This window comes from Pseudomonas sp. S3(2024), from assembly GCF_036861315.1.
Classification (GTDB): domain Bacteria; phylum Pseudomonadota; class Gammaproteobacteria; order Pseudomonadales; family Pseudomonadaceae; genus Aquipseudomonas; species Aquipseudomonas putida_A.
On the sequence record NZ_JAZAQQ010000007.1, the window covers coordinates 15,535 to 41,712 of the forward strand.

Genomic DNA, 26,178 nt, shown 5'->3' on the forward strand with positions numbered 1-26,178 from the left:
GCAGCCAGCGACTCAAGCCCCAGCCCGGCTGTTGCGATTAATCGACAGGCAGTAAAACGCCAACGCCGAAGCCGCCAGCATCCCGCCCACCACCCCGATGTAAGCAAAACCAAACTGACTGCCCACCCAACTCCCCACCAGTGCCCCGCCGCCGATACCGATGTTGTAGATCCCGGAAAACAGCGCCATCGCCACGTCGGTGGCGTCCGGCGCCAGTACCAGGACTTTCGACTGCAACGCCAGCCCGAAGCCCATGATCGCCATGCCCCAGAACACACTCAGCACGCCGAGGTATGAGACGTTGCCGCTCAACGGCAACAGCAAAGCCAGGCACAAGGCGAGCACCGATACGCAGATGATCAGAAAGCGCTGCGGGTTATAGCTGTGCAGGTAACTGAACAGCAGCGAGCCGAAAATACCGGCGCCACCGAATAACAACAGCAGCAGCGTCACCACATCACCGCTCATGTTGGCCACGGTCAGTACGAACGGCTCGATGTAGCTGTAGGCGGTGAACTGTGCCGTTACCACCAGAGCCGTCAGGACATAGACGGCCACCAGCGCCGGTCGCTTGAGCAATATCGGCAGACTCTTGAGCGAGCCCGAGTTCTGGCTGGGCAGCAGCGGCAGCACCTTCGCCAGACAGAACACCAGCGCTGCCGCAAAGCCTGCAATCACGAGAAAGGTCGTGCGCCAGCCCATGGCCTCGCCCAGCAAGCGACCGAGGGGAATCCCCAGCACCATCGCCAGCGAAGTACCCGTTGCCAGCAAGCCCAAGGCTTGAACCTGCTTGCCCGCAGGCGCCAGACGCACCGCCAGCGACGCGGTGATCGACCAGAACAACGCATGCGACAGCGCCACACCGATCCGGCTCACCAGCAGTACACCGAAGCTGGTCGCCAGACTCGACAAAATGTGACTGGCGATAAACATTCCGAACAGCACAATCAGCAATTTCCGCCGCTCGACGTTGCGCGTCAGCAGCATGATCGGCAGCGACGTCAAAGACACCACCCACGCATAGATGGTCAACATGAGGCCGACCTGCGCGGTCGACATGTCGAAGCTGCTGCCGATCGAACTCAACAGACCGACCGGGACAAATTCGGTGGTGTTGAACACGAACGCAGCCAGTGCCAAGGCAATGACTGCGTACCAGTTGCCGTTGTTTGTCGCCGTAGAATCACTCATTAAAAGTCGCTTTACTCGTTGATGATCGTGCGTGTTTGTACGCGGCGATCTGCGCCCATTTGTCGGTTTCTGGTCCACCGATTGCCGAATGTGTCGACGCTCAGAGGGACGCTGGATCAGATGGACAAGCCACATGATCCTGTCCCGTGCTACCAGTTATCGGCCCGTTGAACGCGTTTTGCACTCCCGCTGATTCAATGCCTGCGGATTCTTGCCCGCTCCGCAACACACATTTGTCATCAACCCAATTGATAGCCCCCTAACGAAAGGTGCATGCTAGAGGGCTCGAATCGGTCTTATATCATTCCGAATGATAGTTATCTTTGCTTCATTCGATTCGTGCCATCACAGCCTGCCGAGCATCATCCGCCCATCTTCAATACATTGGCGGATGATTCCATGGAACAGTCACTCAAACATTTGCGCTTCCCCTTGGCCATGCTGGCCGTGCTGGTGATGAGCGCTTGCGGCAAGACTCCGGAGACTGCCGCCACCCTGCCCGCTGCCAAAGTCAGCGTGGCCAAGGTGCTGGAACAACCGGTCAACGAGTGGGACGAATTCACCGGGCGCCTCGAAGCGCCGGAAACTGTTGAGATTCGTCCTCGGGTCTCTGGCCAGATCGACGAGGTGGCGTTCACCGAAGGTGCGCTGGTCAAGAAAGGTGACCTGCTGTTCCAGATCGATCCGCGTCCTTTCCAGGCTGAGGTGCGCCGCCTCGAAGCCTTGGTAGCCCAGGCCCGCGCCAATGCCACTCGCAGTGAAAACGAAGCCGGGCGTGGCGAACGTCTGCGTGCGAGCAACGCGATTTCCGCTGAGCTGGCCGACTCGCGCACCAGCGCCGCCCAGGAAGCCCGCGCCGCCGTCGGCGCCCTGCAGGCGCAACTGGACCTGGCCAAGCTGAACCTGAGCTTCACCCGCGTCACCGCGCCCATCAGCGGTCGCGTCAGCCGTGCCGAGATCACCGCCGGTAACCTGGTGACTGCCGACACCACCCCGCTGACTAGCGTGGTCTCCACCGACAAGGTCTACGCCTACTTCGACGCCGACGAGCGTGTGTTCCTCAAATACACCCAGCTCGCCCGCAACGGCCAACGTGGCGCCACCACCCCGGTGTACATGGGCCTGTCCAACGAGGACGGCAATCCGCACCTCGGTCAGATGAACTTCGTCGACAACCAGGTCAACCCGAAAACCGGCACCATCCGTGGTCGTGCGGTGTTCGACAACAGCGACGGCACCTACACCCCGGGCCTGTACGCGCGGCTGAAACTGGTCGGCAGCGGCACCTACAACGCCATGCTGATCAACGACGAAGCGGTCGGTACCGATCTGGGCAAGAAGTTCGTGCTGGTGATGGATGCGGACAACAAGACCGCTTACCGCGCCGTCGAACTGGGACCGAAGATCGAAGGCCTGCGCATTGTGCGCAGCGGTCTGAACAAGGACGACACGATCATCGTCAAGGGTCTGCAACGGGTGCGTCCGGGTTCGCCGGTGACGCCTGAAGTGATCCCGATGGCCAGCGAGCAGACCATTGCCGCTCTGGCTCAACAACGTCAAGCGCTGGAAGCCAGCAACCTGCCCAAAGTCGCACCCGCCAAAGGTGCACAGGGTACGGCTGTGAAGCTGGCCGCTACGACCCCACGCGGTTAAGGGACGACAACTCCGATGAATTTTTCCCAATTCTTCATTTCACGGCCGATCTTCGCAGCGGTGCTCTCGCTGTTGATCCTGATCGCCGGTGCGATCTCGCTGTTCCAGCTGCCGATCAGCGAATACCCGGAAGTCGTGCCACCGACCGTGGTGGTGCGTGCCAACTTCCCGGGCGCCAACCCCAAAGTCATCGGTGAAACCGTGGCCGCTCCGCTGGAGCAAGCCATCACCGGCGTCGAGAACATGCTGTACATGTCCTCGCAGTCCACCGCTGACGGCAAGATCACCCTGACCATCACCTTCGCCCTGGGCACCGACTTGGACAACGCGCAGGTGCAGGTGCAGAACCGGGTGACCCGGACCGAGCCGAAACTTCCCGAAGAAGTGACGCGCATCGGTATCACCGTCGACAAGGCCTCGCCCGACCTGACCATGGTTGTGCACTTGACCTCGCCGGACAAACGTTACGACATGCTCTACCTGTCCAACTACGCGATCCTCAACATCAAGGATGAGCTGGCGCGTCTGGGCGGCGTCGGTGACGTGCAGCTGTTCGGTATGGGCGACTACTCGCTGCGGGTCTGGCTCGATCCGAACAAGACTGCTTCGCGCAACCTGACCGCCACCGACGTGGTGACGGCGATTCGTGAACAGAACCGTCAGGTCGCTGCCGGTCAGCTCGGTGCGCCTCCTGCGCCGAATGCCCAGAGCTTCCAGCTGTCGGTCAACACTCAGGGCCGTCTGGTCACTGAAGAAGAGTTCGAGAACATCATCATTCGCGCAGGCGATAACGGTGAAATCACTCGTCTGAAGGACATCGCGCGCGTCGAGCTGGGTTCCAGCCAGTACGCCCTGCGTTCGCTGCTGAACAACCAGCCCGCTGTAGCGATCCCGATCTTCCAGCGTCCAGGCTCCAACGCCATCGATATCTCGAACGAAGTTCGCGGCAAGATGGAAGAGCTGAAGAAAGGCTTCCCGCAAGGCATGGACTACAGCATCGTCTATGACCCGACGATCTTCGTACGCGGCTCGATCGAGGCGGTGGTTCACACCCTCTTCGAAGCGCTGATCCTCGTGGTGCTGGTGGTGATCCTGTTCCTGCAGACCTGGCGAGCCTCGATCATTCCATTGGTGGCGGTGCCGGTATCGTTGATCGGTACGTTTGCAGTCATGCACCTGTTCGGCTTCTCGCTCAACGCCCTTTCTCTGTTCGGCCTGGTACTGGCGATCGGTATCGTAGTCGACGACGCCATCGTGGTGGTGGAGAACGTCGAGCGTAATATTGAACTGGGGCTCAACCCGTTCGATGCGACCAAAAAGGCCATGGGTGAAGTGACCGGCCCGATCATCGCGACGGCACTGGTGCTGTGTGCGGTGTTCGTTCCGGCGGCGTTCATCTCCGGCCTCACCGGGCAGTTCTACAAGCAGTTTGCGTTGACCATTGCGATCTCGACCGTGATCTCCGCGTTCAACTCGCTGACCCTGTCGCCAGCGCTGGCCGCTGTGTTGCTGAAAAGTCATGACGCGCCGAAAGACCGCTTCTCCAAAGTGCTCGACAAGATCTTTGGTGGCTGGTTGTTCCGTCCGTTCAACCGCTTCTTTGAAAAGGCCAGTCACGGTTACGTCGGTACTGTGCGCCGGGTCATCCGTGGCAGCGGCATCGCCCTGCTGCTGTATGCGGGTCTGATGGTGCTGACGTTCTTCGGTTTCTCCAGCACACCGACCGGTTTCGTACCTGGCCAGGACAAGCAATACCTGGTGGCCTTCGCGCAACTGCCGGACGCCGCGAGCCTGGATCGCACCGAAGACGTGATCAAGCGCATGTCCGACCTGGCGCTGAAACAGCCGGGCGTGGAAAGCGCCGTAGCGTTCCCGGGCCTGTCGATCAACGGCTTCACCAACAGCCCGAACGCCGGCATCGTGTTCGTGACCCTGAAACCATTCGACGAACGTAAGGACCCGAGCATGTCCGCCGGTGCAATCGCCGGAGCCTTGAACGGTCAGTACGCGAACATTCAGGAAGCGTACATGGCGATCTTCCCGCCGCCGCCGGTACAAGGTCTGGGCACAATTGGCGGTTTCCGCCTGCAAATCGAAGACCGGGGCAACCTGGGCTACGACGAGCTGTACAAGGAAACCATGAACATCATCGCCAAGAGCCACAATGTGCCTGAGCTTGCGGGGCTGTTCACCAGCTACACCGTGAACGTGCCGCAAGTCGATGCTGCCATCGACCGCGAAAAGGCCAAGACCCACGGCGTGGCCGTCAGCGACATCTTCGACACCCTGCAGATTTACCTGGGTTCGCTGTATGCCAACGACTTCAACCGTTTCGGACGCACCTATCAGGTCAACGTTCAGGCTGAGCAACAGTTCCGCCTCGAATCCGACCAGATCGGTCAACTGAAAGTGCGCAACAACAAGGGCGAAATGATCCCGCTGGCGACCTTCATCAAGGTCAGCGACACCTCGGGTCCGGATCGCGTGATGCACTACAACGGTTTCATCACCGCAGAAATCAACGGTGCGGCAGCCCCCGGCTACAGCTCCGGCCAGGCCGAAAAAGCCATCGAGAAACTGCTCAAGGATGAACTGCCGAACGGCATGACCTACGAGTGGACCGACCTGACTTACCAGCAGATTCTGTCCGGTAACACCGCGCTGTTCGTGTTCCCGCTCTGCGTATTGCTGGCGTTCCTGGTGCTCGCGGCGCAGTACGAAAGCTGGAGCCTGCCACTGGCGGTGATCCTGATCGTACCGATGACCCTGCTGTCGGCCATCACCGGGGTGATTGTCTCCGGCGGCGACAACAACATCTTCACCCAGATCGGCCTGATCGTACTGGTGGGCCTGGCGTGCAAGAACGCGATTCTGATCGTCGAATTCGCCAAGGATAAACAGCTGGAAGGTCTCGATCCGCTGGCTGCGGTACTGGAAGCCTGCCGTCTGCGTCTGCGGCCGATCCTGATGACCTCCTTCGCGTTCATCATGGGTGTGGTGCCACTGGTGTTCTCCAGCGGTGCCGGTGCCGAGATGCGTCACGCGATGGGTGTGGCGGTGTTCTCCGGGATGCTCGGGGTAACCTTCTTCGGTCTGTTGCTGACGCCAGTGTTCTACGTGTTGATCCGTAATTTCGTCGAGCGTGGCGAAGCCCGCAAAGCGGCCAAGGCGCAAGCTCTTCAAAAGCCACTGGAGGCGCAATAATGAGTCTGAAAGTCTTCCTGCCGAGTCTGCTGGTGCTGGCATTGAGCGCCTGCGCCGTCGGCCCTGACTACAAGACCCCGGCGACGGAGGCGGCCAACATCACGACCGCCACCGACGGCGCTGCCGGTCAGAAGAACTTTGACCGTTCGAAATTCGAAGGCATCTGGTGGCAGCAATTCGACGACCCGACCCTCAACCAGTTGGTGACGCAATCGCTGCAAGGCAACCGTGAACTGCGCGTGGCGTTCGCCCGCTGGAAAGCCGCCCGGGCGATCCGCGACGACGTCAGCAACGATGCGATGCCGACCATCACCAGCCGTGCGAGCAGTGATCTGGCCAAGGGGCAAATCCCCGGCCAGACCACCAAACGGGTCAACAGCGAACGCTACGATCTGGGCCTGGACATGGCCTGGGAACTCGATCTGTTCGGGCGGATCCAGCGCAATCTGGAAGCCAGCGACGCAGACCAGCAGGCGGCCGAAGCCGATCTGTATCAACTGCAAGTCACCATGATTGCCGAACTGGTGGACGCCTACGGTCAACTGCGCGGTGCGCAATTGCGCGAGAAGATCGCCTTGGCCAACCTGGAAAACCAGCAGGAGTCGCGCAAGATCACCATCAGCCTGCGTGACGCCGGCGTGGGCGATCAGCTCGACGTCGAACGTGCCGATGCGCGTCTGGCCTCGGTCGAAGCCAGCGTGCCGCAATTGCAGGCGGAACAGGTTCGGCAGAAAAACCGCATCGCCACTCTGTTGGGTGAACGTCCCGACAAACTGACCGTGGATCTGAGCCCGAAAGACTTGCCGGCGATTGCCAAGGCCCTGCCGATCGGCGATCCGGGTGAACTGCTGCAACGCCGGCCGGACATCCTCGGCGCCGAACGCAAACTGGCCTCGGCCACCGCGCGAATCGGTGTGGCGAAGGCTGATCTGTTTCCACGGGTCAGCCTCAGCGGGTTCCTCGGCTGGACGGCCGGGCGTGGTTCGCAGATCGGCTCCTCGGCTGCCAACGCCTGGGCACTCGGCCCGAGCATCACCTGGGCGGCGTTCGATCTGGGCAGCGTGCGCGCGCGTCTGCGCGGCGCCGATGCCGACGCCGAAGGCGCACTCGCCACCTACGAGCAACAGGTGTTGCTGGCGCTGGAAGAATCGGAAAACGCCTTCAGCGATTACGGCAAGCGTCAGCAACGGCTGATCTCGCTGATTCGTCAGAGTGAATCGAGCCGCAAGGCTGCCGATCTGGCGGAAATCCGCTACCGCGAAGGCACCACCGACTTCCTCGTGCTGCTCGATGCTCAGCGCGAACGCCTGAATGCCGAAGACAGCCAGGCACAGGCCGAAGTTGATCTGTATCGCGGCATCGTCGCGATCTACAAGGCCTTGGGTGGTGGCTGGCAGCCGGAAACCGTCGCCAGTAAGTAATAGTTGTTAAAGAGCTCCTTTGGTTGGCCGCAACCAACCAATTTTTTTGCCCCGCGTATCATTCGGTCGCGGGGCTTTTTTTCGCCTGATGGTTTTGCGCTTCCAGAACAGTGACAGTGGCTGTCGTACCAGCCCTTAATCGATTCTTGCCGGCATAGTCACCATCAATGCCGATGCGCACCGGCACCCGCTGCGCCAGCTTCACCCAGGTGTAACTCGGATTGATATTGGCCAGCAGTCGGCCACCCGTGGCGTTTTCCCGGTCGGCGATGGCAAAGGCGATGCTCTGGACCGTGCCACCAAAGGTTTCTCCGCTCATCAACTGCACGCGCACGCGGTCCCCCTCCTCGATTCGCGGCAATTTGGTCTCTTCAAAGTAACCGCTGACGTAGAACGAATCGCTGTCGACCAGTGCCAGCAGTGCACCACCCGCAACCGCGTAATCACCCTGTCGGGTCAGCAGATTAGTGACGTAACCGCTGACCGACGATTCGACACGAGTACGCTGCAAGTCCAGTTCCGCCTGAGTCAGTGCAGCAATCGCCAATTGCACATTGGCCTCGGCCAGCCCGAGATTGGCCTGATTGCGCAACAGATCAGCCTGAGCCACCGCCACATCGGTATTGGACTTCTCCCATTCTTCCCCGGAAATAGCAAAACCCTGCTTGAGCGTACGCCGGCGCCGCTCTTCGCTCTGGCGTTGTTTGAGCAGCGCTTCACTGGCGACGATGGATGCCTGTGATTGCCCCAGCGTCGCCTTCGCCACCTCGACCGAACGCCGCGCATGCTCGACTGCCAGGCTGTAGCGCGCCGGATCGATCTCCATGAGCAATTGCCCCTTGTCGACATGCTGGTTGTCCTGCACCACGAGGCTGACGATACGCCCGGAAACATCGGCTGATAGCGTCACCACATCCGCCCTCACCCGCGCATCCCGCGTCCAAGGCGCACGGGTGTAATGCTCCCAGGCAAACCAGCCAAGCACGATGGCCAGCAACACCACCGCTAATGTCGTTGTTCGAGCGAGTAACACTTTCAAGGCATCAGGCTCCCATCAGCAAAATCAGCGAGGCACAAACGCATGCATACAAGGCGCCCTCAAACAGCGCCTCGTGCCAGACCAGTCGCAACACACCCAGACGTCGCAAACACCAGTCCAGGAGCATAAATATCGGTATCGCCAGCAATAGGGCCTGGGCAATGGGTGGCAGATAAACGCCACCCATTTCGAAATCAATGGGCAAGGGCCGGTTCTCCTTCCGAGACTTTACGTTGCAGGTATTCGCCGTGGCGTTTCAGGAAAGACACGACGATCAACAGCGCCACGCGCATGCGAAACACCGACCACAAATGTTCGTGGCTGGCGACGTGCAACTCGTCCAGCTCATCACCCAATAGCTGGAGCGAGGTCAACAACGCTTGCAATTGCACGTCCTGGCGCCCGGCCACAAAACGGCCGGTCTTGCGCAGCGCCGAAGCCAATTGCTGGCTGAACGCGTCCGTCAGCAGTGCATTGTTCTGTGCCTGCTGCCGGAGTTGATGCATTGCTACGCCCAATGCGACGCACGCCAGACTGATTTCATAGAGCTGCTGCATGGCGCGCTCGCTCACGGCCGGCAGCAAGCCAAGCATGCTGGTCAGTCGGTCGACCATACGGCTTTCGAAAGCGAATTGCTGTTCATCGGTGGCCGGTTTTTTGGTCAGTTCATAAACCTGCTCACGCGCCTCGTTATAAAAGCGGCGGAGACGCAATGCCGGACGGAACGGGAAAATCCATGCGTAGACCATCAAAGCGAGCATCGCCGCGCTGACATAGGCGCCGGCGAATTCGAACCATTGAATTGCAGTGTTCTGCCCGGTGCCGACATTCTGTGGGCCGAGCAGGAGGAAACTCGACAACCCCAGGCCCATACCAATGCCCGCGGTCGTCGGGCTCGCCAAACCGACAGCGATCACGTACAGCAGCGGTGCCAGCATCAACGCCAATGGCTCGAAATCACTGATGGTCGGCACCAGCATGAATTGATAGAACGCCGAGACCACCAGTGCCAGTCCCAACCCACGCGCGTAACTCTGCGCGGCCATCAGCGGCCGCGGGAATGTCGCCATCAGCGAACAGAGAATCCCCACCAGAATCATCCCGCCCCGCGCGCCATCCCAGGCGGTTTCGATCCAGATCAACCCGGCTACCAGTAATGCGGTAAAGGCGCGGATGGCGTTCATTGAAGCCAGTGTGAAATCCAGATGCAGCGGGCTGGCCTGACCGCGATACAGACAACTGGCTTCGCGCCCTTCCTGAATGGCATCACTCAACTCCAGAATCTGCTCCAGTTGCTGCAACAGCCGCGCCTGCTCCCAGCGTAACGCCCACGCCAGCGAGCGCAGGATAGCGCTCATGTCTTCGGTCAGTTGTTCGGCCTCATACGCCAAGGCTTCAAACTGCTGCTGCAGCGTGATGAATTGATGCCGCCGCTCGGCGGGCAGCGCTCGGCCCAACTGCGCCAACTGGTCGAGAAGTGCGAGCTCTTCTGCACGCAAGCGCTGTACGTCCAGAGGAAGATCGCCCTCCCATCGTTCGGTGAGCAATTCGCGCTGATGACGTAATGCAGTCAAACGCGAGGTCAGCAACATCAGTTGATTACCCAACAGCAGCACCAGATTGTCGGCACCGCGCAACCGTGGGGCATCGAAATACAGATGGCGGCGCAACCCTTCGAGCGCGCTGATTTCACCGAGCAACTGCATCTGACGGCGCTGAAAGTCGGCTTCACTTTCTTCTGTTCGAATCACCGCAGCGGAGTGACTGGCAGCCAGTTTGATCACCTGATCGACCTTGGCGAAGTAACCTTTGGCAACTGCTTCCGGACGCGCAGTGAGCAGGCTGACCACGCAGACGCACGCTACGGCCAGCAAGGTTTCGGTAACGCGGGTGACAGCCAGCAGAAAGGTGCCATCCTGGTCGGGAATGGCCAGCAATGCCACCACCACGGCGGTATAACCACTGAGCACAAACGCCTGAGAACTGGTATAGCGCAGCAACGTGCCGCCCGCGGTGCAGAGCGCCAGCCACAGTGCCAGCGTTGTGATGAACGGAAGCGGCGCCTGCGGGAATATCGCCATGATCAACACCGCCACCGCAGCACCCAGCGTTGTGCCAATCACTTGACCGAAACTACGCGCCAGCGCCATGCCGGCCAACGGCTGGCTGACAATCACGACGGCCATGATCGACCACTTGGGTTGGTCGAGATCGAACAAAAACGCCAGATACAGCGTCAACAGCCCGGCGGCAATGGTGCGCAGGGCGAACAGCAGGACAGCCTGACCGGGATGGATCACGACCTGGAAATAATTGCGCAGGGCTTGCATGGGGGCTCTCATCGAAGCGACTCCTGCAAGCGTAGACTCTGCATCGAATGCCTGATGGGTAACTGAATCGACAGATGTTGTAGGGCGATTCGCATGCACGGGGTTTGACTCACGGCCCTCGCTGGTCGAAGCTTGCCGTTCTGCTATAGAACGCCAGTTCACGGAAATCTGCATGCCTCAGTCCCGCCGCTACCTGCTTATCAGCCTTGGCCTTGTGCTGCTCGTCGTCATCGCCTGGTTATCCCTGCGCTCCACCGCCCCGGTGGTGCCGGAAGCGATCAAGCGCGGCTACAGCGAAGCCCTGACGGCCGCCCGTTCCGGTCAGCCGGGAGCCGCGCGGCAGTTATATCAGCAATTGGGTCGCCCGGACCTGTCGGTCAAGCGCAGTGTCTGGCTGCTGGCCGAGCTGCCCAACTATCCGAGCCCGCAAGCGCTGAAACTGGCCGACGCCCATCTGCAGAACGAAGCCCCCGAAGTACGGCTGGCAGCGATTCAAAGTGTGGTCGGACTGGTGCCCGGCGGGCAACGCAGTCTGCTGCTCGGGCCGATGCTCGACGATGAGGACCAAAACGTACGGTTCGCCGCGATCAACGCCCTGCTCGGTCTGACGCCGGATGAACTGGGGCTGTATTTCGCCCCCCTGCAGCAAGCCATCGATGGCTGGGAACAAGCGCTCAAGGGACAGCCGGAAAGCGCCGCCACCTATGCGCAACTGGCACGCCTGTATCTGCACAACGCCGAACTCAAACAGGCCCAACAAGCGCTGGACAACACCCTGCGGCTGGAGCCGGGCAACCTGCCGGCACTGGTGATGCAGATCGATGTCCTCGACCGCCAGGGTCAGAGCGACGCCGCCCGCCAGTTGCTCGCCAAACAGTTGCAGGCGCAACCGGATTCCGCCTACCTGCAACACGCGCTCGGGCTGTGGCTATTGCACCACGGCCAGCGTGAATTCGCCCTGCTCGGCTTGTCCAAAGCGGTGGAACTGGAGCCGGACAACAAGGATTACCGCTACGACCTCGCCACCACCCTGCACGCTGCCGAAGAGCTGGAAGCGGCGCAAAAGCAGTTGCAGGAAGTCGTCCAGCGTCACCCAGCCGACCGCAAGGCGCGAGTGCTGCTGATCAATTACTGGAAGGAAAGCGGCCAGTTGCAGAACGTGCAGATTCTGCTCGCGCAACTGGAGCAGATGAACCCTGATGACCCGGCGTTACAGCAGGGACTCTGAGCCTTTACCCGCTGATTCAATGACATTTTGATATCGAAACATCGGAACCGTCATGACTGGCAGCGGTCAAGTAATCAGGTAGAGCACAACGGCTGATACAGCCTGCTGCCTCGATTCCCCTAGTCATGAGAGGGCATTCTTTGTCTACGTCCAACGAGTTGATCAGTGCAAAAGCCGCCACCGGCATCATTGGCCTGGATGACATCCTCGCCGGTGGTCTGTCCCGAGGGCATGTGTTTTTGCTCGAAGGTGAACCCGGTACAGGCAAAACCACCGTCGCGTTGCATTTCCTGATGGCGGGCGCCCGTGCCGGCGAACGCTGTCTGTACATCACACTGTCGGAAACCGAGCGTGAACTGCGTCAAGGCGCGGCCTCCCACGGCTGGGAGCTGAACGAGAACATTGAAATCTTCGAGCTGACGCCACCCGAAAGCCTGCTCAACGCTGAGCATCAGCAAAGCCTGCTGTATTCCTCCGACCTGGAACTAGGCGAAGCCACCAAGCAGATTTTCGAAGTGGTCGAGCGCTTCAAGCCCACCCGCGTGGTGCTCGACAGCCTGTCGGAGATCCGCCTGCTGGCGCAGAGTTCGCTGCGCTACCGCCGGCAGATTCTGGCGATCAAACATTACTTCGTGCGTTACGACGCCACCGTCCTGCTGCTTGACGACCTGACCACCGAGTCTCTCGACAAGACCGTGCACAGCGTCGCCCACGGGGTGATCCGCCTCGAAGAACTGACGCCCAATTACGGTGCCGAGCGCCGCCGCGTGCGCATCGTCAAGTATCGCGGCCAGAAATACCGTGGCGGTTACCACGACTTCACCATCATGGGCGACGGCGTCCATGTGTTCCCACGACTGGTCGCCGCCGAACACCGCAGCGACTACCCGCGCCTGCAATTGAGCAGCGGCATCAAGGAAATGGACGCCCTGCTCGGCGGCGGCATCGAGACCGGTTCCAGCACGCTGATTCTCGGCCCGGCCGGTACCGGCAAATCGCTGATTTCGATGATCTTCGCCGCCGCTGCCGTAGCACGCGGCGAAAAAGCGGCGCTGTTCATCTTTGATGAAGAACTGGGCTTGCTGTTCGAACGCATGAAAAACATCGGCATCGACCTCAAGGCCTTGCAAGCCACCGGCAGCCTGCTGATCGATCAAGTGGATGCCGCCGAGCTGTCCCCCGGCGAGTTCTCGCATCGGGTGCGTCGCTGCGTAGACGAAGGCAATATCAAGACCGTGGTAATCGACAGCATCAACGGCTATCAGGCCGCGATGCCGGAAGAAAACGCGCTGGTGCTGCACATGCATGAGCTGCTGCTGTATCTGAACCGAAAAGGTGCGGCGACTTTCATGACGGTTGCCCAGCATGGCCTGGTCGGCGACATGCAGGCGCCGGTCGACATCACTTACCTGGCCGACACGGTGATCCTGCTGCGCTACTTCGAAGCCATCGGCAAGGTTCGCCGAGCCATTTCCATCATCAAGAAACGCACCGGCAGCCACGAATCTACCATCCGTGAATACCGCATTTCCGGCCAGGGCATGACCATCGGCGAACCGCTGGAAGCGTTCCAGGGCGTGCTGCGTGGCGTGCCGACTTACCTCGGCGCGAGCAATCCGCTGTTGCGGGAAGAAACCTTGTGACAGCCTCCGTATCACTGCCGGAACGGGCGCTGATTCTGGCGCCCATGGGTCGGGACAGCCAAGTGGCGCTGATGATCCTCAATGAGGCCGGTTATGGCGGCGTCATCACCCCGGATCTGGGTGCACTGTGCGCAGAACTGGAGCCTGGCGCCGGACTCTTGTTGATCGCCACCGAAGCCCTGCGCGGCCCCGAGCTGGAAACGCTCCTGCACTTTCTGGAACAGCAACCGGCCTGGTCGGATCTGCCGATCGTCTTGCTGACCCACCATGGCGGCCCGGAACCGGGCCCCTCCTCGCGCCTGAGCAAACTGCTGGGCAACGTCACGTTCCTTGAGCGCCCGTTTCATCCGGCGACCCTGGTCAGTCTGGTCTCCACCGCCCTGCGCGGGCGACGACGACAGTACGAAGCCCGCGACCGCCTGATCGATTTGAGTGAAAGCGAACGCCGACTGCAATCGACCCTGGAAACCCTTGAGCAACAGGTCGAGGAACGCACCGCGCAACTGCGCCACAACGAAGAAGCCCTGCGCCAGTCACAGAAAATGGAAGCGGTCGGTCAGTTGACCGGCGGCATCGCTCACGACTTCAACAACATGCTCACCGGGATTATCGGCAGCCTTGAACTGCTGCGCCGGCGGCTGGCTCGCGGACGCCTTGATGACCTCGACAGCCTGATCGATCTCGGTGTCACTTCAGCCAACCGCGCAGCCGGCCTGACCCACCGTTTGCTGGCGTTTTCCCGCCGGCAATCGCTGGACTCCAAAGCCGTGCAGATGAACACACTGGTGCTGTCGATGGGCGAGCTGCTGCAGCGCAGCCTCAACGAAAGTATCCAGCTGGAGATGCGCCTCAACGACCAGTTGTGGATCGCCGAAGCGGATCCCAATCAACTGGAAAGCGCCCTGCTCAACCTGGTACTCAACGCCCGCGATGCAATGCCCGAGGGCGGCAAACTGGTGGTCGAAACCAGCAATCAGGTGCTTAAGCCGGAATTCACCGAGGCCTACCCGAATCTCGAACCCGGCGACTACGTGATGCTCAGCGTCACCGATAACGGCAGTGGCATGGCGCAGAGCGTGGTCAGCCGCGCGTTCGATCCGTTCTTCACCACCAAGCCGATCGGCCAGGGCACCGGGCTGGGTCTGTCGATGATTTACGGCTTCAGCAAGCAGTCCCGTGGTCACGTCTCGATCGACAGCGAAATCGATCAGGGCACCACGGTCAAACTGTACCTGCCGCGCTTTCGCGGCGAAGAGCTGGAGCATCCGGTGTCCGATGTTCAGCAGGCCCCGGAAGCAATGGATGGCGAAACCGTGTTGATCGTCGAGGACGACCCTGCCGTACGCGTACTGGTCAGCGCGGTGCTCAGTGAGTTGGGTTATGCGTTTGTCGAAGCCGGTGATGCCGACGGTGCCGTGCCGATCCTCAACTCGACGCAGCGCATCGACCTGCTGATCAGTGACGTCGGCCTGCCAGGCATGAACGGCCGGCAACTGGCGGAGATCGGCCGGCAGTATCGGCCGGGGCTGAAGGTGCTGTTCATCACTGGATATGCCGAGCACGCGGCAGTGCGCGGTGGTTTCCTCGACCCGGGCATGCAGATGATCACCAAACCGTTCACTTTCGATCTGCTGACCGCCAAAGTCCGCGAGATGATCAAGAACTGATCCCCCAAAACGACTGTAGGAGCTGCCGCAGGCAGCTCCTACATGGGGAGCATCAGCCGCTACGGATCAGGCCAGCAATTCCTGAATCTTTTCCTGCAATACATCCAGATCGAAGGGTTTTTCCAGGATCGGCGCCTTACGCGTGATCGGGCTGCCGGTCTCGCGGATTTCCTGCGGATAACCGCTGATGAAGATCACCTTCAGATCCGGGCGCAGTTTTACTGCAGGCTCCGCGATCTGCACGCCGGAGATCCCGCCCGGCAGGCGGAAGTCAGTGATCAGCATGTCCAGATGCGGCTTGCTCGCGAGGATCTCGAACGCCTGCTCGCCGTTTTCGGCCTGCAACACGCGGTACCCCTGCCCCGACAGGTAATCTGTCAGCACCATCAAGATAACCGGTTCGTCCTCGACGACGAGTACTACATCTTGTGCATCTACGCTCATGGGAAGCCTTTGTTCGGTCAATAGCTGCTGATACGACCGTGCGGTCACTCAGAGGTTGCGTCGGATATGCCGTTTTCCTGGATTGGCAGACAAACGCGAAACAGGGCGCCTTCGTTGATTTGACTCTCGACGACGATGGAACCGCCATGGGCGGCGACGATCTGCTCGGAAATGAACAGACCCAGCCCGAGACCAGCCACTACCGTCTTGGCGGAAACCCGTTCGAACTGTTGGAAAATGCGCTTCTGGTTCTCTTCGCTGATGCCGATGCCACGGTCCTGAACCTCGACCCGCGCCTCGTCGCCCTCACGGTACACGCGCACCTGAATCGGGCTGCGGCCACCGTAGCGCAAGGCATTGGTCAGCAGGTTGGAGACCACCTGCTCGATACGGAATTCGTCCCAATGACCTTCTACCGGGCCGGACGCGGTGAACGACACTTCGGTCTCTGCCGCCTCTATCTGCTGGGCGAAGTTCTGCAGCAGGTTGCTCACCAGTTGCGTCAGATCGAAACGATTCGGCCGGATCGACAACTTGCCGGTACGAATCCGCGAGACGTCGAGCATGTCTTCGATCAGGCGGATCAGGCTTTTGATCTGGCGCTCGTCGCGATCGACCATCGCGTGCATCTTGTCGAGGGTGAACGCCGCGGCGTTGTCCCGCGCCAGGTGCATCTTGCGCAACTGGGTTTCGAGTATCAGGCCGTTGAGCGGCGTGCGCACTTCGTGGGCGACGATCGACATGAAGTCGTCGCGCATGCGCACCGCCTGCTCCAGCTCCGACTGCGTGCTTTGCAGTTGCTGTAGCAGCGCTTCCTGCTCGCGACGGGCCTGCTCCAAGGCTTCGACCTGTTGCTTCATGGCCTTGCTCTGACGGTACAGGTCGACGAACACGTTGACCTTGCTCTTCACCGCGTGGATATCCAGCGGCTTGTGCAGGAAGTCCACCGCCCCGCTCTCGTAGCCCTTGAACGCGTAGTTCAGTTCACGGCCGGCGGCGCTGACGAAAATGATCGGGATGTTTTTGGTTTTCTCGGTGCCGCGCATCAACTCGGCGAGCTCGAAGCCGTTCATCCCCGGCATCTGCACGTCGAGGATGGCCATGGCGAACTCGTGTTGCAGCAGCAGCGAAAGTGCCTCGTCCGCCGACAGCGCCTTGTACACCGTGCGGTCCTCGCGCTTGATCAGCGCTTCGAGGGCCAGCAGGTTCTCCGGCAGATCGTCGACGATCAGCAATTTGGCCTGGATATTACTCAGCATGCGATTCGTTCCAGCTCGACAAGCAGACGGCCGATGCCGTGAATGGGTAGGACATGGTCAGGCTGCTGAATTTTCAGCGCAGCCAGAGGCATGGTGGCGACCTGCGCGTCCTGCGGGTCTTGAACAATGGTCAGTCCGCCGCGCTGCTTGACTTGCGCCAGACCGCGAGCGCCATCGTGATTGGCGCCGGTCAGCAACACGGCAGCCAGGGTTTCGCCGTAAACATCAGCGGCGGATTCAAACAAGTAATCAATGGCCGGACGGGAATGGTGCACGCGGTCTTCAAGACTCAGCGACAGACTGCGATCCTGTTCCACCGAAAGGTGATACCCGGGCGTGGCGAAATAAACCGTGCCGGGCATGATGTCCTGCTTGTCGGTCGCCTCTGCCACCGGCAGCATCAGCCGTCGGGCGAATACTTCGGCCAATTGGCTGCGGCGCTCCTCCGGCAGGTGCAACACAACAATGATCGGCAACACGTAACCCTGGCGCAACGGCGCGAGCAGGGTCAGCAGGGCCTCGACCCCACCGGCCGAAGCACCGACCACGATGGCCTCGACACGAGGCAAATCCACGGCATCGTTCATAATTTGCGGTAGATCCGTTCTTGTTTGACCAACGGTTCGAACTGATTCGAGTAACCGGAAAAATCCAGCGTTTCCTTGCTGCCCAGCACCAGAAAGCCGCGGTGGCACAGCGATTCGTGAAACAGACCGAAGGCACGGTCCTGAAGTTTCTTGTTGAAGTAAATCAGTACGTTGCGACAGGAAATCAACTGCGTTTCGGAGAACACGCTGTCCGTCGCCAGGCTGTGATCGGCGAAGGTCACGTTCTCACACAGGCTCTTGTCGAAGATCGCGTAGCCATAGGCTGCGGTGTAGTAATCGGCAAAGGAACGCTGACCGCCGGCCTGCTGGTAATTGGCGGTGTAGGCGCGCACGTTCTCCATCGAGAAAATGCCCTGTTTGGCCTTGTCCAGCGAGCGCGGGTTGATGTCGGTGGCGTAGATGATCGTACGGTCGAGCAGGCCTTCTTCGCGCAGCAGAATCGCCATCGAGTAAACCTCCTCGCCAGTGCTGCACCCGGCGATCCAGATCTTCAGCGACGGATAGGTGCGCAGCAGCGGCACCACTTCCTTGCGGATTGCCAGGAAGTGCGACGGGTCGCGGAACATCTCGCTGACCGGGATCGTCAGCAACTGCAGCAACTGCATGAACGCCGTGGGATCGTGCAGGACTTTCTCTTGTAACGCCGAAATGGTTGCGCACTCGAACTGGCTCAAGGCGTGCTGCACCCGGCGCTTGATCGAAGCGCCCGAGTAATCACGAAAATCGTAGCTGTACTTGAGGTAGATCGCCTCAATCAACAAGCGTAATTCGATTTCGCTGTTGCGCTCCACGGAGTGACTGCTGTCCACTAAATGCGTTCCATCTTCGGTAACCACACGCGAATCAACGAGAACAGGCGATCCAGATCGATCGGCTTGGCCAGATAATCGTTGGCGCCCGCCTGCAGGCAGCGCTCCTGATCGTCTTTCATGGCCTTGGCCGTCACTGCGATGATCGGCAGTTTGCGCCAGCGCGGATCCTTGCGGATTTCAATGGTGGCTTCAAAACCATCCATCTCCGGCATCATCACGTCCATCAGCACCAGGTCGATGTCCTCGATTTCATTCAACTTATCAATCGCTTCGCGACCATTACGGCCGATCACCACGACTGCGCCCTTGTGCTCCAGCGCACTGGTCAGGGCGAAGATGTTGCGCACATCGTCGTCCACCAGCAGCACCTTGCGGCCTTCGAAGACCTTGTCGCGGCTGCGGGCGGTCTTGAGCATCTTCTGCCGTTCATGGGACAACTGCGATTCGACTTTGTGCAGAAAGAGTGTCACCTCATCCAACAGGCGTTCCGGCGAGCGCGCGCCCTTGATGATGATCGAGCGCGAATACTTGCGCAGCTCGGCCTCTTCATCGCGGGTCAGGTTGCGGCCGGTGTAGACGATCACCGGCGGGAACGAGCAGATGTCCTCGGTCGACATGCGCTTGAGCAGATCGTTGCCGAGCATGTCCGGCAATTTCAGGTCGATCACCATGCAGTCGTAAATCGTCGTGCGCAGCTTTTCCAGCGCGTCTTGCGCCAGACCGACGGCGGTGATCTCGATGTCCTCGTCGCCGATCAGGCGGGCAATGCTTTCGCGTTGCAGATCGTCATCTTCGACCAGCAGCACGCGCTTGACCTTCTGAGTCAGCTTGGCTTCGAGACGGGCAAACACGTCCTTGAGCTCTTCGCGGGTGGTCGGTTTGACTGCGTAACCGATCGCCCCCATGTGCATCGCCGCTTCAACGCGGTCTTCGACCGAGATCACGTGCACCGGGATGTGCCGGGTTTCGGCGTGTTCTTTCAGGCGTTGCAGCACGGTCAGACCGGAGTGATCCGGCAGACGCATGTCGAGCAGGATCGCGTCCGGCACGAACTCGCGGGCCAGGTCATAACCTTCATCCGCTCCGTGCGCCACCAGACACTGATAACCCAGTTCGTGGGCCAGGTCGTAAAGGATGTGGGCGAAATTCGGCTCGTCTTCCACCACCAGAATGCAGCGCGTGGCGAACGGCGCCTTGCCACGGTCATCGGCAAAACGCGGGATGTGCACCGGCGCCAGCGGCGACACCGCGATCGATGGCGGCTGCACCACCGGGGCCGGGGCCGATACCGGCGGCGTGAAGGTCAGCGGGATCGCAGGGCTGTCACCCGGCTCGCTGTATTGCTGCGGCAGCACCAGGGTAAACACACTGCCCTGCCCCGGCGCGCTGCTGACGCTGATCGAGCCACCGAGCAAGGCCGCCAGATCACGCGAGATCGACAGGCCCAGACCGGTGCCACCGTATTTGCGGTTGGTGGTGCCGTCAGCCTGACGGAACGCTTCGAAGATGCTTTCCTGCTGATCTGCGGCGATACCGATCCCCGAATCGCGCACGATGAACGCAATGCGCTCGTTCGGCTGGCCGGCGATGGTCAGGCTGACCGCGCCGTGTTCAGTGAACTTCACGGCGTTGGACAGCAGGTTCTTGATCACCTGCTCCAGACGCTGGCGGTCGGTGTACAACATGATCGGTGCATCCGGCTGCAACTCGACACTGAACGTCAGTTGCTTGTCCGCCGCCAGCGGTTCGAACACGCTGCGCAGGCCGTCGGCCAGACGCGCGACGCTGGTGTTTTCCGGGATCACTTCCAGCTTGCCGGCCTCGACCTTGGAAATGTCGAGAATGTCGTTGATCAGGTTCAGCAGATCGTTGCCCGCCGAATAGATCGACTCGGCGAACTTGACCTGCTCGGCCGTCAGATTGTCCTGCGGGTTCTCGGCCAGCAACTTGGCGAGGATCAGCGAACTATTCAGCGGCGTGCGCAGTTCGTGGGACATGTTGGCGAGGAATTCGGACTTGTACTTGCTCGAACGCTGCAGTTCTTCGGCGCGTTCTTCGAGCTGCACCTGTGCCTGATTGAGTTCGGTGTTCTTCTGGTCCATGGCGTCACGCTGCTCGGCCAGAGTCTGCGCCTGTTCGGCCAACTGCTCGTTGGTCTGTTCCAGCTCTACTTGCTGGGTTTCCAGATGCGCCTGGGATTCCTTGAGAATCCGCGACTGTTCTTCCAACTCCTCGTTGGCGGTTTTCAGCTCTTCCTGCTGCACCTGCAACTCTTCGTTGAGCTGCTGGGTTTCGGCCAGCACTTCCTGCAGACGCTGGCGATAACGCGCCGCTTCGATCGAGGTGCCGATGTTGCCGGCAATCAGTTCCAGCAAATCGATATCGCGGTCGGTGAGCGGGCGCAGGAAGCCCAGTTCGATCACCCCGTTGACCCGGTCATCATCACTGGTCGGCACCACCAGCACACTGTGCGGCAGACCTGCGCCCAGGCCGGAGCTGACTTTGAAGTAGTCGGCCGGAACCGAATCCAGGCGAATCAGTTGCCCCTGCTGGGCAACCTGGCCGACGATGCCTTCGCCGCTGTAGATCTGCTGATCTTTTTCTTCCTGTTCGCGGGAGAACCCATAGGACGCCACGCGCTTGAGGCCGCCGTGCTCTTCGCGTACGTACAGCGCCGCCACCGCCGTGCCGAGGTATTGCGCGCAGAACTGCAGAATATTGCGCCCCAGCAGGTTAAGCGTCAGTTGCCCCAGCACTTGTTCCGCCAGTTCGGTCTGGCCGCTACGCATCCACGCCTGGCGCTCCAGACGCTCGGCGCTGGCTTGCTGCGCCGCAAGGTTGGCGCTGTAGCTGTCCGACAGGCTGACCAGATCGCGGCGACCGACATAGGCCAGCAAACCGCTGATCCCGGCTATAAACAGCAGATAAAGAGTGATGCTCCAGATCGTGGTGCGGCGCACCTCTTCGTTGCGCGTGGTGCGCAACTGCTGCTCCATGTCGATCACGTCTTCGAACTGCTTGCGGATCTCATCGGTCAGGCGCTTGCCACGCCCGGCCTTGACCGCGCCCCGGTAGTCACCGGTGGAGCGCTGCAGATCGATCATCGATTGCGCGTAGTTGCTCCACTCAGTCTGCAAGGCCTGCAGACGCCGCAGACGATCGGTCTGCACCGGGTTGTCGGCAGTGAGTTCGAGCAAGGTATTGAGCGCCACGTTGATCCGCGGCTTCGCGGTCTCGTACGGGTCGAGGAAGTGCTCGTCGCCGCTGAGCAGGAAGCCGCGCATGCCGGTTTCCAGATCAACGGTGAGTTTCACCGCTTCGTTGGCGTTATTGATCACCCGGTCGGTGTGTTCCACCCACTGGATCACCGAGAGCAAGTAGGTGATCAGCGAAATGAAAAACACTGCACTGATCGCGCCGACGCCCAGGGGCAGACTGATGTTGCGCGTCAGGAGTTTACGGAACCGTGTTTCGTCAACTGTAGACCGAGTGGACATGGGGCAGCCTTGTCGAACTGTCGAAACCCGGGAGTTTGCCCCAAAACGGTACTATGGATCCATTTTTCTCACCGTCATGATGGCAATTTCCTACATTTGCTGCACTTCCCGATCAGGCAACGGGTATCCTTGCCGCCCCGATTTGCAGCTAATCTTTTTCGTATCCGCTCGGGAACTTGTGGCCATGCGCCACTTACTCATGCAAGAGCCCGGCATTTTCGACCGGTCGCCGTTCCGATTTCATTTCTTGAGAGCTATCCCTATGTCCACCCCAGCGTCCACCATCCTTGTAGTAGAAGACGACGACATCGTACGCATGCTCATCGTCGATGTGCTCGAGGAGCTGGAATTCAGTGTGTTGGAGGCCGATGACGGCGAGTCTGCGCTGGAGATTCTCGGGGATCAGAGCAAGGCTATCGACTTGATGATGACTGACTACGGCCTGCCGGGCATGACAGGCAGTGAACTGGCCGGCAAGGCACGTGAACTGCGCTCCACCCTGCCCGTTCTGTTCGCCAGCGGTTACGCCGAAAACATCGACGTGCCTGCGGGCATGCATGTGATCGGCAAACCGTTCTCCATCGATCAATTGCGTGACAAGGTCAAGGGCATTCTGACCAAGTGATTGGCCTTGATCCGGCAGCGGCTGCAGATGTGCTCTAATTGCGCGCCATTTTTAGCCGCCTGCTTGCAAGGAACCCCCGTCAATGACTGCATCACCCGCCACCAAAGTTCTGGTCATCGGTTACGTCTGGCCCGAACCGCGCTCTTCGGCAGCCAGCGGGCATGTGATGCAGATCCTCGAGACGTTTTTGCAGCAAGGCTGGGACATCACCTTCAGCAGCCCGGCCGGCCCGGGCGAGCACAAGGCTGACCTGACCGCGCTGGGCATCCGCGAAGTGCCGATCGAACTGAACAACAGCAGCTTCGATAGTTTCATCAGCGAACTGGCCCCGGATATCGTGCTGTTCGACCAGTTCATGATGGAAGAGCAGTTCGGCTGGCGCGTCGAAAAGCAATGCCCGAATGCCTTGCGCGTACTGGAGACGTCCGACCTGCAGAGCCTGCGCCACGCCCGCCACCAACGGCTCAAGGAACGTTTGAAAGACGACCCGGACAATCAGGACTTCAGCGCACTGTTCGCGCCGGCGCTGCGCGAAGAGTTCGAGTTGATGGCCGATACGGACCTGGCCAAACGGGAAATCGCCGCGTTGTATCGCTGCGATCTGAATCTGATGATTTCCGAAGTTGAAATTCAGTTGCTGGTCGAACAGTTTCAAGTCCCTGGCGACCTGCTGCACTGGTGCCCGCTGATGCTCGAACCGCCGCGCGATTCGTTCGTCCCCTTTGAAGAGCGGGCGCACTTTCTGAGTATTGGCAACTTCCGTCACGCGCCCAACTGGGACGCCGTGCTGTGGATGAAGACCGCCATCTGGCCGCTGATCCGCCAGCAATTGCCCGGCGCCCAACTGCATATCTACGGTGCCTATACGCCGCCCAAGGCCACAGCCCTGCACAACGCGGCGCAGGGGTTTCATGTGATGAACTGGGCAGAAGATGCGCTGCAAGTGATGTCGCAAGCCCGGGTTTGCCTGGCGCCTTTGCGTTTCGGCGCTGGGATCAAGGGCAAGATCGTCGATGCAATGCTCTGCGGCACGCCCAACGTCACGACGCCCATCGGCGCCGAAGGCATGGGCGGCGCATTGCCCTGGCCCGGTGCGGTGGCTCAGTCGGCCCAGGCCCTGGCCGACGCCGCTGTGGCGCTGCACGAAGACAGATTGCGCTGGACTGATGCACAGCAGGCCGGCGTCGCGTTGTTGAATGCGCGCTATCGGCAGAATGATCACGGCCCGGCGCTGATCGCTCGCCTGCAACATTGCCGCGACAACTTGTCAGCATTACGTCGCGCCAACTTTACTGGCAGCATGTTGCGTCACCACTTGCATAAAAGCACCCAATACATGGCGCAGTGGATCGAAGCAAAGAACCAGAAAAGTTGATAATTAAAGTGCAAAATCACATTGCCAATACTTTGCAAAGAGTGCTGGCTTGTACTTTTTCCGTTTGCACCAAAGAATAACTTCCGAACTGACCAAACAAGTTGACTGGTCGGAAATTAAACTTTATCTGCAACGGAATGCACCATGAGTAATTACCCTTTCAAAAACTGGATGGCGGCTACACCGGATATGGACCGACTGACCCTTGGCGAAGTGGTCTGGCCCGGCGCGCATAATTCCGGGCTGGATTTTGATTTTCCGTACCCGGCTTATCTCCAACCCGCCCAGAACTGGTTTGTCTGTCAGGACGGTCCGTTCATTCAGCAACTTAATGAAGGCGTGCGCGCCTTCGACTTGCGTCTGCATGCCGATGAACACTGGCTGGGCATCAGGAAGTTTCATACCTTTCATGGCGTGAAACTGCTCCAGGGACGCTCCTTGAGCGAGTTGGTAAAAAGTCTCAATTTTTTCCTCAATGAAAATCCGAACGAATTCATCGTATTGGACTTACATGAACTCAAGGGCACCAACGATCAGCCATTCGATTACAAAGGTTTCCATGAAGTCATCACTACGGAACTGGCTTCGCGGCTTATCCCCCGAAACAACAGTCATCTGACCCTTGAACAACTTAAAAGGGCCAGTTCGCTACAACGCGTGGTGTTGGCAAGCGACTCGCACCCGGATTTCAATTCGCCCCTGTACTGGCCGAAAATCCGCCATGAATGGAGCGGGTCGGACATCACCTCGCCAGAGCAACTCAAGCAACACATCACCCGAACCCTGGCCAACCCGCCGGCATACGGCAGCCTCTGGTCGTTGTCGGCCACCAGCTACGGCGAACTGGCCGGAGTCAAGCGGATCACCAACGAACTCGATCATTGGTTCGCCCCAGACTCGGAATGGGCGCCGAAGTGCAGCATTATCAATGCCGACTTCATCGGTGGCACTCCACTGATCAGCCATTGCCAGCAGGTCAACCAGTCCAAGGGTCTACGCAAGGCCCGGGGCTGAGGCGCTGGAACTGTCCGTGACGCGCGTGCATGATGGGCACCTGAACACCACAACAAGACGCATCGGACATGACTCGGGCAACCAGAATCACTGATCCCTCCTACGAACTGATGGACGACCATAACGGGTTGTCCATCATCTACCGTCAGCATGGTTTTCCTTGCCCGTTAGTGCGCTGGCATTTTCACAAGGAATACGAACTGCACCTGATCGTCGCCAGTTCCGGCAAGGTCTTCATCGGCGACTACATCGGCAACTTTTATCCGCAAACACTATTCCTCACCGGGCCCAATCTGCCGCACAACTGGATCAGCCAGGTGGCCGAAGACGAAGTGGTGGAAAAGCGCGACATGCTGGTGAACTTCACCGATGAGTTGTTCGACAGCGGGCACCAGGTGTTCGCCGAACTCAAGACTTTGGCGCCGCTACTGGAGCGTGCGCAATATGGCATCGAATTTCGCGACAAGGATACGATCCGTCAGGCCATGACGTTGATGCAGCGAATTGCCGACACGCGCGGCGTTACCCGTCTCGGACACTTTTTCATTTTGATGGAGCTGCTGGCGGCGACTGACGATTATCAATTGCTCTCCGGCGCCACTAACACGCAACTGGCCGACGAGCACAACATCGACCGCACCAACCGCGCGGTCGACTTCATCTTCGACCACTACGCCCGCGAATTGACTCTGGAAGAAGTCGCCGAGCATCTGGGGATGAAGCCGACCTATTTCAGCCGCGTGTTCAAACAGGCCACCGGGCGCAACTTCATCGAGTTCGTCAATCGCCTGCGCATCAGTAAATCCTGCGAACTGCTCGCTGACGGCGACAAACCGGTGACCGAGGTGTGTTTCGAGTCGGGCTTCAACAACATTTCCAACTTCAATCGGCGCTTCCAGCAACTCAAGGGCATGACGCCGTCGCACTATCGACGCCTCGCTGTACAGCGCCTGACCGAACAAAACCTCGGCTGATACCACCGCCCCCTGTAGGAGTGAGCCTGCTCGCGAAAGCGGGGTATCAGTCAACTGATCGGCAAACTGACACAGCGCTTTCGCGAGCAAGCCCGCTCCCACAAAAAGCATCTTATGCGATGAAACCTGTACTGATTCAATAGCCCCTCCCCACTGAAAAGCCCTTCCCTGCGTCTACCGCAACAAACACCAGT

General features: G+C 59.8%; 19 protein-coding genes. 10 read left to right on the top strand and 9 right to left on the bottom strand.

The features are described 5' to 3' along the window. Positions 1-12: 12 nt before the first annotated feature. Positions 13-1,191 (bottom strand): sugar transporter, encoded by a 1,179-nt coding sequence (locus tag VLA07_RS18300; protein WP_333990254.1) that lies wholly within the window; start codon positions 1,189-1,191, stop codon positions 13-15. A gap of 399 nt (positions 1,192-1,590) precedes the next feature. On the opposite strand from VLA07_RS18300, the gene mexE reads away from it, so the two are divergent. Genes mexE through VLA07_RS18315 form a run of 3 tightly spaced genes read left to right on the top strand, consistent with a single transcriptional unit; the run spans position 1,591 to position 7,469 of the window. Continuing rightward, positions 1,591-2,844, top strand: coding sequence for a multidrug efflux RND transporter periplasmic adaptor subunit MexE (gene mexE, locus VLA07_RS18305; RefSeq protein ID WP_210557212.1), 1,254 nt, complete (start codon positions 1,591-1,593; stop codon positions 2,842-2,844). Between the two features lie 15 nt (positions 2,845-2,859). Continuing rightward, the gene (locus VLA07_RS18310) at positions 2,860-6,048 is read left to right on the top strand and encodes an efflux RND transporter permease subunit (RefSeq protein WP_333990257.1); all 3,189 of its coding nucleotides are present in this window, start codon (positions 2,860-2,862) and stop codon (positions 6,046-6,048) included. Continuing rightward, on the top strand, positions 6,048-7,469 hold the full coding sequence (locus VLA07_RS18315) for a TolC family protein (RefSeq protein WP_333990260.1): 1,422 nt from the start codon (positions 6,048-6,050) through the stop codon (positions 7,467-7,469). The genes VLA07_RS18310 and VLA07_RS18315 overlap by 1 nt, the downstream gene beginning before the upstream one ends. A gap of 58 nt (positions 7,470-7,527) precedes the next feature. Here VLA07_RS18315 and VLA07_RS18320 read toward each other — a convergent pair whose 3' ends face one another. From VLA07_RS18320 to VLA07_RS18330, 3 genes are read right to left on the bottom strand one after another with little or no spacing between them, the layout of a single operon-like run. Further along, the gene (locus tag VLA07_RS18320) at positions 7,528-8,508 is read right to left on the bottom strand and encodes an HlyD family secretion protein (protein WP_333990262.1); all 981 of its coding nucleotides are present in this window, start codon (positions 8,506-8,508) and stop codon (positions 7,528-7,530) included. A gap of 4 nt (positions 8,509-8,512) precedes the next feature. Continuing rightward, positions 8,513-8,713 (bottom strand): DUF1656 domain-containing protein, encoded by a 201-nt coding sequence (locus VLA07_RS18325; RefSeq protein WP_027612752.1) that lies wholly within the window; start codon positions 8,711-8,713, stop codon positions 8,513-8,515. Then, on the bottom strand, positions 8,703-10,838 hold the full coding sequence (locus VLA07_RS18330) for an FUSC family protein (protein WP_442969553.1): 2,136 nt from the start codon (positions 10,836-10,838) through the stop codon (positions 8,703-8,705). The genes VLA07_RS18325 and VLA07_RS18330 overlap by 11 nt, the downstream gene beginning before the upstream one ends. A 172-nt stretch (positions 10,839-11,010) precedes the next feature. Between VLA07_RS18330 and VLA07_RS18335 the strand changes: the two genes are divergently transcribed. From VLA07_RS18335 to VLA07_RS18345, 3 genes are all read left to right on the top strand, one after another. Next, positions 11,011-12,066: a tetratricopeptide repeat protein gene (locus tag VLA07_RS18335; protein WP_027612750.1), complete on the top strand. Its 1,056-nt coding sequence runs from the start codon at positions 11,011-11,013 to the stop codon at positions 12,064-12,066. Between the two features lie 140 nt (positions 12,067-12,206). Next, a complete protein-coding gene (locus VLA07_RS18340) occupies positions 12,207-13,709 on the top strand; it encodes an ATPase domain-containing protein (protein WP_247267422.1) in 1,503 nt (500 codons plus the stop codon). Next, on the top strand, positions 13,706-15,376 hold the full coding sequence (locus tag VLA07_RS18345) for an ATP-binding protein (RefSeq protein WP_330206010.1): 1,671 nt from the start codon (positions 13,706-13,708) through the stop codon (positions 15,374-15,376). The genes VLA07_RS18340 and VLA07_RS18345 overlap by 4 nt, the downstream gene beginning before the upstream one ends. A 66-nt stretch (positions 15,377-15,442) precedes the next feature. Here the strand turns inward: VLA07_RS18345 and VLA07_RS18350 are convergent, their stop codons facing one another. From VLA07_RS18350 to VLA07_RS18370, 5 genes are read right to left on the bottom strand one after another with little or no spacing between them, the layout of a single operon-like run. Then, a complete protein-coding gene (locus VLA07_RS18350; protein ID WP_003225116.1) occupies positions 15,443-15,820 on the bottom strand; it encodes a response regulator in 378 nt (125 codons plus the stop codon). A gap of 44 nt (positions 15,821-15,864) precedes the next feature. Next, positions 15,865-17,079 carry a hybrid sensor histidine kinase/response regulator gene (locus tag VLA07_RS18355; protein ID WP_095136014.1) on the bottom strand — a complete coding sequence of 405 codons (1,215 nt, stop codon included), beginning with the start codon at positions 17,077-17,079 and terminating at the stop codon, positions 15,865-15,867. Further along, positions 17,073-17,666, bottom strand: coding sequence for a chemotaxis protein CheB (locus tag VLA07_RS18360; protein WP_115984758.1), 594 nt, complete (start codon positions 17,664-17,666; stop codon positions 17,073-17,075). Before VLA07_RS18360 ends, VLA07_RS18355 begins: the two co-directional genes overlap by 7 nt. Then, positions 17,663-18,496, bottom strand: a complete 834-nt coding sequence (locus tag VLA07_RS18365; RefSeq protein WP_247267420.1) for a CheR family methyltransferase — start codon at positions 18,494-18,496, stop codon at positions 17,663-17,665. Before VLA07_RS18365 ends, VLA07_RS18360 begins: the two co-directional genes overlap by 4 nt. Then, a complete protein-coding gene (locus VLA07_RS18370) occupies positions 18,496-21,996 on the bottom strand; it encodes a response regulator (RefSeq protein WP_333990290.1) in 3,501 nt (1,166 codons plus the stop codon). The genes VLA07_RS18365 and VLA07_RS18370 overlap by 1 nt, the downstream gene beginning before the upstream one ends. A 262-nt stretch (positions 21,997-22,258) precedes the next feature. Here VLA07_RS18370 and VLA07_RS18375 point away from each other — a divergent pair, with 262 nt between their 5' ends. The 4 genes from VLA07_RS18375 to VLA07_RS18390 all read left to right on the top strand — a co-directional run bounded on the left by VLA07_RS18375 (position 22,259) and on the right by VLA07_RS18390 (position 25,984). Further along, entirely contained in the window at positions 22,259-22,621 is a 363-nt protein-coding gene (locus VLA07_RS18375) for a response regulator (protein ID WP_330206013.1), read from the top strand. Positions 22,622-22,703: 82 nt separating this feature from the next. Then, entirely contained in the window at positions 22,704-23,996 is a 1,293-nt protein-coding gene (locus VLA07_RS18380; protein ID WP_333990292.1) for a glycosyltransferase, read from the top strand. Positions 23,997-24,140: 144 nt separating this feature from the next. Continuing rightward, a complete protein-coding gene (locus tag VLA07_RS18385; RefSeq protein WP_330206015.1) occupies positions 24,141-25,010 on the top strand; it encodes a phosphatidylinositol-specific phospholipase C domain-containing protein in 870 nt (289 codons plus the stop codon). 68 nt (positions 25,011-25,078) lie between these two features. After that, positions 25,079-25,984, top strand: coding sequence for an AraC family transcriptional regulator (locus VLA07_RS18390; RefSeq protein WP_247267415.1), 906 nt, complete (start codon positions 25,079-25,081; stop codon positions 25,982-25,984). Positions 25,985-26,178: the final 194 nt, after the last annotated feature.